An 11,739-nucleotide genomic window follows, 5' to 3' on the forward strand; every position below is an offset into this window, starting at 1 on the left:
GGATCGCGGGCGTCCCGGCGCGGGCCGCGCGGATGCGGGGATCCGTCGTCACCTCACTGCTGGCGGTACCGCTGATCGCGCGCGGCACCACGCTGGGTGTCGCCGTGCTGCTGCGCACCCGTCCCGACGCCTTCACCCAGGACGACTTCGCCCTGGCGCGGGAGATCGCCGGCCGGGCCGCCCTCTGCGTCGACAACGCCCGCCGCTACACCCGGGAGCGCAGCACCGCGCTCACCCTCCAGGAGAGCCTGCTGCCGCGCGGCCCGTCTCCGCAGTCGGCGGTCGACGTCGCCTGCCGGTATCTGCCCACCGACTCGCGGGCCGGTGTCGGCGGGGACTGGTTCGACATCATCCCGCTCTCCGGCGCGCGGGTGGGCCTGGTCGTCGGTGACGTGGTCGGCCACGGCATCCAGGCCTCCGCGACCATGGGACGGCTGCGCACCGCGGTCCAGACGCTCGCCGACGTCGACCTTCCGCCCGACGAACTCCTGGCCCACCTCGACGACCTGGTCCTGCGTCTCGGCGGCGACGACGAGAACGGCGGGCGCGCCGGCGTCGGCGGAACCGGGGCGACCTGTCTGTACGCCGTCTACGACCCGGTGTCGCGGGTGCTGAGCGCCGCGAGCGCCGGACACCCCCCGCCCGTCCTCGTCCTGCCGGACGGCACCACGAGTGTCGTCGACATCGGCGTCGGCCCGGTACTGGGCGTGGGCGGCCTGCCCTTCGAGACCACCGAACTCGAACTGCCGGAAGGCACCCTCGTCGCCCTGTACACGGACGGGCTGGTGGAGGCCGTCGACCGCGACCCCGACCTCGGCATCTCCCGGCTGCGAGGGGCCCTGGCCGGATCGCGGTCCACCCTGGAGGACCGCTGCGACCAGGTGCTCTCCACGCTGCTGCCGAAGCACCCGGGCGACGACGTGGCCCTCGTGCTGGCCCGCACGAAGTCCCTGGACGCCGACCACGTCCAAGTCTGGGACCTGGCCGCCGACTTCGAGGTCGTCGCCGAGGCCCGAAGGCTCGCCACCGCCCAACTCGACGCCTGGGGGCTGACGGAGGAGGCCTTCGTCACCGAACTGGTCGTCAGCGAACTGGTCACCAACGCGATCCGCTACGGCGCCGAGCCCATCCAACTCCGCCTGATCCACGACCGTACGCTCATCTGCGAGGTCTCCGACGGCAACTCCACCTCGCCCCATCTGCGCCGGGCACGGATCTACGACGAGGGCGGCCGGGGCCTCCTCCTGATCGCCCAGCTCACCACCAGCTGGGGCACCCGGCACACCGCGACCGGCAAGACCATCTGGGCCGAACAGTCCCTGACACCGACCACCGGGTGACCGGTCCGGCCGACCGGACGGTGATCCCTCGTCCGTCAGGACCCTGAAGGCGGGCAGCCGCAGGATTCGCGGTGCATGAACTCGGGGTTGATGGTGACCTTGCGCGGCGGCAGCGTGGGAGAGGTGATGCGGGACAGGGCCATGGAGACGGCCTGTTCGCCGATGGTCAGGGCGGGCTGGGCCATGGCGGTCAGCCGCGGGTGGAAGAGGTCGGCCCATTCGAAGTCGTCGAACGACACCAGGGCCATGTCACCCGGAACCGTCAGACCGGCGTCACGCAGCGCGCGCATGGCGCCGATCGTCATGCGGTTGTTTCCCACGACCAGGGCAGTGGGCGGTTCCGGGAGCGAGAGGAGCCGACCGATGGCCGCCTCCGCGCCCTCTTCGCTGGAGTCACCGTCCACTTCGCGGGACGGGTCGGCCTCGATGCCGTTGCGGCGCAGGCCGAGCCGGTAGCCGTCGCGGCGCTCAAGGGTGGTGGTGAGGCCGTCACGCCCGATGATCATGGCGATGCGGGTGTGTCCGAGGGATGCCAGATGGTCCACGAGGATCGCGGTGGGTTCGGTGTTGTCGACGGCGACCTGGTCTACGGCGGCGGGAACGAACCGGTCGATGGCGATGACGGGCACGTCGACCTTGTCGGCGTACCTGATGGCCTGGGCCCCGTCACCCGAGGCGGCCAGGATGATCGCGCTGACCCTGCGGCGCAGCAGCTCGCTGACCGCCTTGATCTCCGTGTCGGCCTCGTCGTGGGTGTCCGCCATCAGCACCGAGTACCCGGCGGCCGAGGCGTGCCGGTCGATCCCGTGGACGACGTTGCTGAAGTAGGGGTTGGACAGGGCGGACATGGCCAGACCAATGGTCCCGTAACCCGTGCTGTCCAGGGCGCGGGCGACCGGGTCGGGAACGTAACCGGTCTCGGCGACGGCGTCCAGGACATTGCGTACCGTCGCCGAGGCGACCGGCCGGGTCTTGTTGAGCACATGCGACACCGTCGACACGGATACGCCCGCCCGACGGGCCACATCGGACATGGTGGGTGTCTGTCGGGGTGCTCTGCCTGCCATGTCCGGATCTTATCCAAGCTCACCGAGCACGAGATCCGCCCGTGAGACGGTGCCGCGGATGAGGACACTGGTGTCCTCGTCGACTCCGAGGGCCTTCGCGCGTGCGGCCTCCGGGGTGAAGCCGTAGCTGATGTAACGGCGGATGAGCCGCTCGCGTCGGGGCTCCGGGAGGGCGTCCAGGAACCAGCTCTCGTCCAGCAGCTCCCTGGCCTGCCGCCAGGGATCCCGCGTGGCCAGGAGGAAGTTGCCGTCGACGACGACCAGCCGGTGGTGTGGCGCGATCTCGACTGCCCCCGACACGGCGTCTTCGAGGTCGCGGTCGAACTCCGGCCACCACACGGTGTGTTCGGTCTCGGCGCGCGTACGGTGCAGGAGGGCGAGGAACCCGTCCGCGTCGAAGGTGTCGATCGTGCCCTTTCCGGCCACCTGCCCCCGGGCCTCGATGACCTTGTGGGCGAGGTGGAATCCGTCCATGGACACGGCCACCGTCAGCCCCGGCCGCTCCTTCTCCAGCCGGGCCAGGAGCTGTTCGGCGAACGTGGACTTGCCGGCCCCGGGCTCTCCGACGATGCCGAGGAGCGCCCGGCCGTCCCGGGCCAGACGCAGTGCCCGCTCCGTGAGGACGTCCAGGGAGGGGTTCCCGTAGAGCGGGGTGCTGCCCGGGTCGGTCTCCCCGCCGGTGCGGTCGCTGCCGGTGATCGTCATTCGGGGGACTCCGACGGGTGGTGGGAGGCGGGTTTCTCCTCGGGCATGTGCTGAGTCGTGCTCTCCAGGAGTGTGCCGTCGGCTCCCATCTGGAGGGCACCGGTCATCAGGCCCACCACCTCGGTCATCGTGCAGGTTTTGGGCGTGACCACCGCGGTGCGCCTGCCCAGGCGGTGCACATGGATGCGGTCGGCGATCTCGAAGACCTGTGGCATGTCGTGGCTGATGAGGACGACGGGGACGCCCCGGTCGCGGATCCGCGCGATGAGGTCCAGGACCTGACGCGACTCCCGCACGCCCAGGGCCGCGGTCGGCTCGTCCATGATGATCAGCCGGGTGCCGAACATGGCCGCCCGGGCCACCGCCACCGCCTGCCGCTGGCCGCCGGAGAGGGTGCCCACCAGCTGGGTGATGTCCTGGATGGTCGCGATGCCGAGCCGGTCGAGCTGCTCGGCGGCCTGAGCGCGCATCTTCTTGTGGTCGAGCATGCGCAGCCCCGAGCCCAGGAAGCCCTCACGGCGCAGGGGCCGGCCGAGGAAGAGATTCGTGGCGATGTCCATCTGCGGGGCGACGGCGAGGGTCTGGTAGACGGTCTCGATACCTGCGGCGCGGGCGTCGCGCGGCCCGTGGAAGTGGACCGGCCGACCGTCCAGTTCGATGGTTCCCGCGTCCGGGACGAGGGCTCCGGTGAGGGCCTTGATCAGGCTCGACTTGCCCGCACCGTTGTCCCCGACGACGGCGAGGACCTCTCCGGCGCGGATCTCGAAGTCGGACTCGCCGATGGCCACGACATTGCCGTAGCGCTTGACCAGTCCGCTCGCGCTCATCACCACGTCGGCGGTGTGCGGCGCGGGCGCCTGGGCGGACGCGGAGTCCGATCGGGGCTGGTTCATGCTGCCCTCCTGCGGACCACACGGTCGACCGCGACGGCGACGATGACGAGGATGCCGGTGGCGACCTGCTGGTACAGGCTGTCGATGCCGGCCTGGGTCAACCCGTTGGTCAGGACCGTGACGACCAGGGCACCCAGCACGGTGCCGGGGATGCCGCCGCGCCCGCCGAAGAGGCTGGTGCCCCCGATCACCACGGCGGTGATGCTGTCCAGGTTGCCGGTCTGGAAGGCGTTCGGGTCGGCGTTGGGGATGCGGCCCAGCGCCTGCCAGGCGGCGATGGCGTAGACGAACCCGGCCAGCACGTACACGCTCAGCAGGGTGCGCCGGGTGTTGATGCCGGTCAGCCTGGCCGCTTCCTCGTCGTCGCCGACGGCGTAGACGTTGCGGCCCCAGGAGGTCTGGGTGAGCAGGAACCACAGACCGACGATGAGGACGATCGCGACGCCCATGCCGTTGGTGACCTCGATCTGGCCGAACAGGTAGGAGCGCTTGCCCAGGAAGGTCAGCACGCCCGAAGTGACGGCGAAGCTCTCGCCGTTGGCGAACAGCTGACCGGTCGCGGTCAGCACGCTGAGCACGCCGAGGGTGACGATGAAGGGAGGCAGCCGTAGCCGGGTCACCAAGGTGCCGGACACGGCACCTATGGCCGTGCACAACAAAACACCGACAAGGAGGGCGAGGCCCCCTGGCATGGAGTGCTGGCCGAGCTTGGCGATGACGAGGGTGCCCAGGACCATGATGGCCGCGTTGGCCAGGTCGATGCCGGCGGTCAGGATGATGAGGGTCTGGCCGAGGGCGAGCGTGCCGACGACCAGGAACTGCTCCACGATCAGCGACCCGTTGTCGAGGTTGAAGAACGTGTCGGTGGTCAGCGCGAACACGACGACGGCGATGACCAGGGCCGCCAGCGGGCCCGCCGCCGCGTTGCCGATCAGTCGCGCGAAGAGGGACTTGCCCGGGGGCCGGGCGGCGGGGGCCTCCGGCGGCGCGGGGGAGGTGTGCGTGGTGGTCACGGATCAGCCCCAGCAGTTCTTCAGACCCCAGGCGGTGTCCTTGGAGTCCAGTCCGGAGACGGGCTTGTCGGTGATCAGCTGGGAGCCGGTGTCGACGAACCCCGAGGGCTTCTTGTTCGTCTTGGCGAAGTCCACAACGGCGTCGACGCCGTCCTGCGCCATCTTCTTCGGGAACTGCATGACTGTGGCGGCGAACTTGCCGCTCTTGACGTTGCCCACACCCGTGCACGAGCCGTCGATCGAACCGATGACGACCCCCGTCTTTCCGCTCAGGGCCTGAGCCGCGCCGGCGGCGGCGGGCTCGTTGATCGTGTAGACGGCGTTGATCCCGTGATCGCGCTGGTACAGGTTCTCCATCGCGGTCTGCGCCTTGGTCTGGTCGCCGTTGGTGACGGCCGTGCCCTTGATCTCCGAGGAGCCGCTGGTGATCCCGAAGCCCTCCAGGAAGCCCTTGTGCCGCAGGTCGTCCACGGTGGAGCCGGGCGTGCCGTCGAGCAGCACGACGGCGGGCTTCTTGCTCCCCAGGGCGGCCTTGACGTACTTGCCCTGCTTGACGCCCGCGGCCAGGTTGTCCGTGGCGAACGTGGCGTCCACGGCACTGGCCGGGTCGGTCGCGGTGTCCAGCGCGATGACGAGGACGCCCTTGTCGCGGGCGGCCTTGATGGCGCCGAGTACGCCGGTGGAGTTGCTCGGGGTGATGAGGATGCCCTTGACGCCCTGGGTGACCAGGTTGTTGATCGCGTCGACCTGGCCCTGGTTGTCACCGTCGAACTTGCCCGCGAGGGCGATGAGCTTGGCCCCCTTCGCGTCCGCCTCGGCCTGCGCGGACTCGCGCAGCTTGACGAAGTAGGGGTTGCTGTTGGTCTTGGTCACCAGCCCGATGGAGACCTTGCCACCGGAGGAGGTGGCGCTGTCCGACCCACCGCTCTTGGTCGACGTGCACCCGGCGACCAGCAGGGCCGCTCCCGTCACGGCGATGACCGGCACTCTTGAGGCGAGACGCAGATGTCCCATGATCTGCTCCTTTCGGCCGTACAAGTCTCCGTCGACCTGCGGGCTGCCGCACAAGCTAGCCGGTCGAAACGCGTCTGCATAGGCATTGCGCAAAGCTTTGCGGTGCTTGTCGTGTGCCCTTTCGGTGAAGGAGGCGGTCGATTTCCGGCGGTCGATGGGGACGATGCCCGGGTGCCCCGGCAGGCCCGTACGCCATGATGGGCGGGTGGACTTCGAGCCGTACCGGGGCGAGTTGGTGGCGTACTGCTATCGGATGCTGGGCTCCTTCCACGAGGCCGAGGACCTGGTGCAGGAGACGATGCTGCGCGCGTGGAAGGCCCGCGACCGGTACGACCCCGGCCGCGCCTCCGTACGGACCTGGCTGTACCGCATCGCCACCAACGTGTGCCTCACCGCGCTCGAAGGACGCGCGCGCCGCCCCCTCCCGTCCGGCCTCGGCGCGCCGGGCGAGGACCCCGGAACGCCGCTCACCCCGTCGACCGACATCCCCTGGCTGCAGCCCTTCCCCGACGCGCGCTACGACATGGAGGCCCGCGCCGACATGCGGCTGGCGCTCGTCGTCGCCCTGCAACGGCTGCCCGCACGCCAGCGGGCCGTGCTCGTGTTGCGCGAGGTGCTCCAGTTCAGCGCCGCCGAGGTCGCCGACCAGCTCGACACCACCGTCCCGGCCGTCAACAGCACGCTCCAGCGCGCCCGCGCCGCCCTCACGGACGTCGGCGACGGCGACACGATCACCGAACCGGACGAACCCGGGGCACGCGAGGTGATCGACCGCTATCTGCGGGCCTTCGAGGCGGCCGATGTCCCCGCCCTGGTACGGCTGTTGGCCGACGCCGTGGTCCTGGAGATGCCGCCGGTCCCGCTCTGGTTCCGGGGGACCGAGCACTACGGCGCGTTCATGCGCCGCGTCTTCGAACTCCGGGGTGCGGACTGGGCGTTGAGGCGACTCGTCGCCAACGGGCAGCCCGCACTCGCCGCGTACGCGTCGGGCCGCGACGGAGACCGGTGGCTGCACAGCGTTCAGGTGTTCACGGTCACCGGCGGCCGTGTCACCCGCAACGTCGTGTTCACCGATCCGCAGGTGCTGGCCGCCTTCGACCTGCCGCAGAGGATTTCTTCGGACCGACCGCACCCGCCGCGATGAGTTCGGCCGATGCCGCCGGTAGGTACCGGTGAGCATCGACCGAAAGGACAACCGTCATGAGCGTCATCGTCATTCAGTTCAGCACCCTGGACGGGATCGTGTCCGACCCCGACGGGTCCGCCGGCACCCCGGACGGGGGCTGGATGTTCCGCTACGGCCGAGAGGAGATCAGTGGCGACAAGTTCCGGCTGGGCAGCACCCTGGACGAGGGGGTCATGCTGCTCGGCCGCACCACCTGGGAGGCGTTCTCGCGGCTGTGGCCGGGCCGCGACGAGCCGTTCGCCGCGCGGATGAACGCCGGGGCGAAACTGGTCGCGTCCCGCACCCTGACGGATGTGTCGGGGTGGGCGAATTCGAGCGTCCTCGACGGCGATCTCGCCGACGCCGTGAAGCGCGAGCAGCGGGACGTGATCGTCATCGGCAGCCTCGGCGTCGTACGCACGCTGATGGCGGAGGACCTGGTCGACGAGTACCGGCTGATCACGTTCCCCACGGTCCTCGGCGCCGGCGAACGGCTCTTCCCGGCGGGCGGTCCGCCCGTGCGTCTTGAGTGCCTGGAGATCGAGAAGGCGGGTCACACCGCGTACGCGCGGTACGGGAGGGCGGCACGCTGACATGAGCGAGGGCCCCGGCGGTACGACCGCCGGGGCCCTCGACCTCGACCGAGTGAGGCTTACGCGCCGCTCGCCCGGAGCATGTCCTCACGCTCGACGATCTTCACGCGCTCGCGGCCCTGCGGCTCGCCCAGGGCCTTCTCGGCGGCGTCCAGCTTGTACCAGCCGTCCCAGGTGGTGAAGCGGACGTTCCGCTCGGCGAGGAACGCCTCAACGGCCTCCGGGTCGGGCGAAACAGGCGTGTGCAAACGGCCGCCTGCGTGGTCGTCGAGCAGGTTCGCGACCGTCTCGTTGGCGTCGCCCTTGGTGTGGCCGATCAGTCCGACCGGGCCGCGCCGGATCCAGCCGGTCACGTACGTCGACTGCAGGTGCTCGCCGGTCTCCTCGATGACCCGGCCGCCCTCGTCCGGGACCGTGCCCGACTCGATGTCCCAGGGGAGCTTGGGGAGCTTGTCGGAGAGGTAGCCGACCGCGCGGTAGACCGCGGTGACGTCCCAGTCCTTGAACTCGCCGGTGCCCTTGACGTTGCCGGTGCCGTCGAGGGCGGTGCGCTCGGTGCGCAAGCCGACGACCTTGCCGTCCTCGCCGAGGATCTCGGACGGGGACTCGAAGAAGTGCAGGAACAACTTGTGCGGGCGGTCGCCGACATCGCGGATCGCCCAGTTCTCCAGCGTCTTGGCGACCATGTCGGCCTGCTTGTTGCTACGACGGGTGGTGATCGAGCCCTCGTCGTAGTCGATGTCCTCGGGGTCGACGATGACCTCGATGTTGGGGGAGTGGTCCAGCTCCCGCAGCTCCATCGGGGAGAACTTCGCCTGCGCGGGGCCGCGGCGGCCGAAGACGTGGACTTCGAGGGCCTTGTTGGTCTTGAGGCCCTCGTGGACGTTGGCCGGGATCTCGGTCGGCAGCAGCTCGTCGCCGGTCTTGGCGAGGACGCGGGCCACGTCGAGGGCCACGTTGCCGACACCGAGGACGGCGACCTTCTCGGCCTCAAGCGGCCAGGTGCGCGGGACGTCCGGGTGGCCGTCGTACCAGGAGACGAAGTCGGCGGCGCCGTAGGAGCCGTCGAGTTCGATGCCGGGTATGGACATGTCGCGGTCGGCGGTGGCGCCGGTGGAGAAGACCACCGCGTCGTAGAAGGAGCGCAGGTCGTCGAGGCTGATGTCGGTCGGGTAGTCGACGTTGCCGAAGAGGCGGATCTGCGGCTTGTCGAGGACCTGGTGCAGGGCGGTGATGATGCCCTTGATGCGCGGATGGTCGGGGGCGACGCCGTACCGGATCAGGCCGAAGGGCGCGGGCATCCGCTCGAAGAGGTCGATGGACACGCCGGGTTCGGCGGCCACCCCGGACTTGAGCAGGGCGTCGGCGGCGTAGATCCCGGCGGGGCCGGCTCCGACGATGGCTACCCGCAGGGGGCGCGGCATGATCAGGTTCCCTTCGAGCGATGACAAGCGACTCGACGGGAAGCCTAAACTAAGGCATGCCTAACTCGGTACGCGGGTCCGATCTATGACCTCATAAGGGCGACTTATGGGGTGTCCAAGTCCGTCGCAAGGCCCCGGATCGGAAGTGTTCATCCGGCCGGGCGGATGTGCACCACGTCCTGCACGACCTCGGGCGGTGTGCCGAGCAGCTGGACCATGACCCGCGCGACGGTTGCCGAGGGGAGCGGTTTCATCGCGCCCACCCTGGTCAGATAGCCGTCCGCCTCCCACACCGGCGCGGCGCGCTGCCGGTCCTCGCCGGGGAAGTTCTCGATGAAGGCGCTGTCCGAGATCGAGCCCAGGATCACCAGGGCGACCCGGATGCCGTCGCCGCGCAACTCCTTGTGCATCGCGGCGGTGAAGCCGTTCAGGCCGTGCTTGCTCGCCGCGTACATGGCCATCAAGGGCATGTGGTCGAGGGTGATCTCGGAGGAGATGTTGAGGATGTCACCGCCCCCGGCCGCCCGCAGCAGGGGTACAGCCGAGCGGATCGTGTGGATCGGGCCCAGGAGATTGGTGCCGACGCAGGCGTGGATGTCCTCGTCGGCGGTCTCCTCGATGGCGCGGATGCGGGCGACGCCGGCACTGTTCACCAGGATGTCCACCCGCCCGAACCGCTCCTCGACCTGGGCGAACGCCGCCCGCACGCTGTCGCCGCTGCTGACGTCGGTCGGGATCGTCAGCACCGACCCCCTCATCTCCCGGGCGGCCGTCTCCAGCCGGTCGGCGCGCCGGGCGAGCAGCACCACCTGTGCCCCGTTCTCGGCGAGCAGCGCTCCGACGGCCCTCCCCACGCCGGTCGAACCCCCGCTGATCACGGCCACTTTGCCCTGCATCGTGCCTGCCATGACGGCCTCCCCGGCGAGACGTGACGATCGGATGAGAGGCTACCTCTCGTGATTTGAGAACGCCATATCCGTACCTCAAGGCAGGAGAGACGTGCGGATCGGGTGTCCCGCGGACAGGCTGGAGGCATGGACTCGGCAACGGAATGGACCCTCACCCCCTTCACGCCGGACCTCGTGCGTGGTGCGCTCGACCTGGAGGACACCGCCCACGGGCTGCTGCCGCACCGGCTTCCCGCCCGGGCCCGCGCCCAGTGCGCCGACGAGCAGTTGGCGATGGCGGAGGCCCAACCCTCGGGCGTACGGCTGGTGTTCCGCACCCGGGCCACCGCCGTCGAGCTGGACACCCTGCGCACCACGACGGCCTACGAGGGCGTTCCGCCCGGCCCGGACGGCCTGTACGACCTGCTCGTCGACAGGCGGCTCGCCGGGCAGGCGAGCGTGACCGGGGGCAACGTCAGGACGGTGGACATGACCGAGGGGACCGTGCGGGAGCGGCCCGGCCCGGTCGGCACCGTCCGCTTCACCGGCCTGCCCGACCGGGAGAAGGACGTCGAGATCTGGTTGCCGTACAACGAGACGACCCGTCTGGTGGCCCTGCGCACCGACGCCCCCGTCGAGCCGGTGCCGGACCGGGGGCGCAACGTCTGGCTGCATCACGGCAGTTCGATCAGTCACGGCTCGTTCGCCGCGAGCCCCACCATGACGTGGCCGGCGCTGGCCGCCGCTCTGGGCGGGGTGGAGCTGATCAACCTCGGGCTCGGCGGCAACGCGCTGCTGGACCCGTTCACCGCCCGCGCCCTGCGGGACACCCCCGCGGACCTGCTCAGCGTCAAGATCGGCATCAACCTGGTGAACGCCGACGTGATGCGACTGCGCGCCTTCGGCCCGGCCGTGCACGGTTTCCTCGACACGGTCCGCGAGGGGCATCCGACCACTCCGCTGCTGGTCGTCTCGCCCATCCTGTGCCCGATGCACGAGGACACCCCGGGCCCGTGCCTCCTGGACCTCGCCGGTCTCAAGGAGGGGAGACTGGAGTTCAGCGCCCTCGGCGACCCCGCCGAACGCGCCGCGGGCAAGCTGACCCTCAACGTCATCCGCGACGAACTGGCCCGCATCGTCGCGCGACGCTCGGCCGACGACCCCCACCTCCACTACCTCGACGGCCGTGAGCTCTACGGCGAGCGGGACTTCGCCGAACTGCCCCTGCCCGACCGGCTCCACCCGGACGCCGAGACGCACCGCCGTATCGCCGGACGCTTCGCCGAGCTGGCTTTCGGCGCGGACGGACCGTTCACGGCCCGGGAGTGAGGGCGGAAATCGGTCTGGTGACCGGTGGGCCCGCTCGCTAGGCTGCGCGGCAGAAGCGGGATCGTCAACGCGTCGGTGGCTGGGTAGCGCGTCCCTCCGACGTGCTCACGGGAGACGCCGATGGCGTACCGATCCCTTCTCCGCGTTCCCGGCGCGGGATTCTTCCCGCTCGGATTCCTCGATGGAGCAGATCACCGACATCTCCCGCGCGGAGAGCGCCGCGGTCCTGGAGTTGCTGCTCGCCCAGGCGACCAGGCCCGAGTACACCGTCCGCTTCCGCTGGGAGCCGGGCAGCGTGGCCTTCTGGGA

At 70.2% G+C, this 11,739-nt stretch carries 12 protein-coding genes; 5 read left to right on the forward strand and 7 right to left on the reverse strand.

All coding sequences use genetic code 11. The features are described from left to right. Window positions 1-1,340, forward strand: a 1,340-nt coding sequence (locus tag R6V09_RS33195) for an ATP-binding SpoIIE family protein phosphatase (RefSeq protein ID WP_317885165.1), incomplete at its 5' end; no start/stop codon positions are given. A 35-nt stretch (window positions 1,341-1,375) separates the two neighbouring features. On the opposite strand, the gene R6V09_RS33200 is transcribed toward R6V09_RS33195, so the two are convergent. From R6V09_RS33200 to R6V09_RS33220, 5 genes are read right to left on the reverse strand one after another with little or no spacing between them, the layout of a single operon-like run. Further along, complete coding sequence (locus tag R6V09_RS33200; RefSeq protein WP_317885166.1) at window positions 1,376-2,407, reverse strand: LacI family DNA-binding transcriptional regulator; 1,032 nt, start codon at window positions 2,405-2,407, stop codon at window positions 1,376-1,378. A 9-nt stretch (window positions 2,408-2,416) separates the two neighbouring features. Next, complete coding sequence (locus tag R6V09_RS33205; protein WP_317885167.1) at window positions 2,417-3,112, reverse strand: nucleoside/nucleotide kinase family protein; 696 nt, start codon at window positions 3,110-3,112, stop codon at window positions 2,417-2,419. Then, window positions 3,109-4,005 (reverse strand): ATP-binding cassette domain-containing protein, encoded by an 897-nt coding sequence (locus tag R6V09_RS33210; protein WP_442810201.1) that lies wholly within the window; start codon window positions 4,003-4,005, stop codon window positions 3,109-3,111. Before R6V09_RS33210 ends, R6V09_RS33205 begins: the two co-directional genes overlap by 4 nt. Beyond that, on the reverse strand, window positions 4,002-5,018 hold the full coding sequence (locus R6V09_RS33215) for an ABC transporter permease (protein ID WP_317885168.1): 1,017 nt from the start codon (window positions 5,016-5,018) through the stop codon (window positions 4,002-4,004). The genes R6V09_RS33210 and R6V09_RS33215 overlap by 4 nt, the downstream gene beginning before the upstream one ends. A 3-nt stretch (window positions 5,019-5,021) precedes the next feature. Next, window positions 5,022-6,032: a substrate-binding domain-containing protein gene (locus R6V09_RS33220; RefSeq protein ID WP_317885169.1), complete on the reverse strand. Its 1,011-nt coding sequence runs from the start codon at window positions 6,030-6,032 to the stop codon at window positions 5,022-5,024. Between the two features lie 205 nt (window positions 6,033-6,237). Here R6V09_RS33220 and R6V09_RS33225 point away from each other — a divergent pair, with 205 nt between their 5' ends. Together R6V09_RS33225 and R6V09_RS33230 are read left to right on the forward strand one after the other, a co-directional pair. Beyond that, the gene (locus R6V09_RS33225; RefSeq protein WP_317885170.1) at window positions 6,238-7,176 is read left to right on the forward strand and encodes a sigma-70 family RNA polymerase sigma factor; all 939 of its coding nucleotides are present in this window, start codon (window positions 6,238-6,240) and stop codon (window positions 7,174-7,176) included. 56 nt (window positions 7,177-7,232) lie between these two features. Beyond that, window positions 7,233-7,790 carry a dihydrofolate reductase family protein gene (locus tag R6V09_RS33230; protein WP_317885171.1) on the forward strand — a complete coding sequence of 186 codons (558 nt, stop codon included), beginning with the start codon at window positions 7,233-7,235 and terminating at the stop codon, window positions 7,788-7,790. A gap of 59 nt (window positions 7,791-7,849) precedes the next feature. Here the strand turns inward: R6V09_RS33230 and R6V09_RS33235 are convergent, their stop codons facing one another. After that, window positions 7,850-9,214, reverse strand: coding sequence for an FAD-dependent oxidoreductase (locus R6V09_RS33235; protein ID WP_317885172.1), 1,365 nt, complete (start codon window positions 9,212-9,214; stop codon window positions 7,850-7,852). A gap of 149 nt (window positions 9,215-9,363) precedes the next feature. Beyond that, window positions 9,364-10,122 (reverse strand): SDR family oxidoreductase, encoded by a 759-nt coding sequence (locus R6V09_RS33240; protein ID WP_317885173.1) that lies wholly within the window; start codon window positions 10,120-10,122, stop codon window positions 9,364-9,366. Window positions 10,123-10,248: 126 nt separating this feature from the next. Between R6V09_RS33240 and R6V09_RS33245 the strand changes: the two genes are divergently transcribed. Both R6V09_RS33245 and R6V09_RS33250 read left to right on the forward strand, forming a co-directional pair. Beyond that, window positions 10,249-11,430, forward strand: a complete 1,182-nt coding sequence (locus tag R6V09_RS33245; protein WP_317885174.1) for a GDSL-type esterase/lipase family protein — start codon at window positions 10,249-10,251, stop codon at window positions 11,428-11,430. Window positions 11,431-11,509: 79 nt separating this feature from the next. Then, on the forward strand, window positions 11,510-11,739 hold a 230-nt coding region (locus tag R6V09_RS33250; protein WP_317885176.1), incomplete at its 3' end, for a TauD/TfdA family dioxygenase.

Source organism: Streptomyces sp. W16, from assembly GCF_033194735.1.
GTDB lineage: Bacteria > Actinomycetota > Actinomycetes > Streptomycetales > Streptomycetaceae > Streptomyces.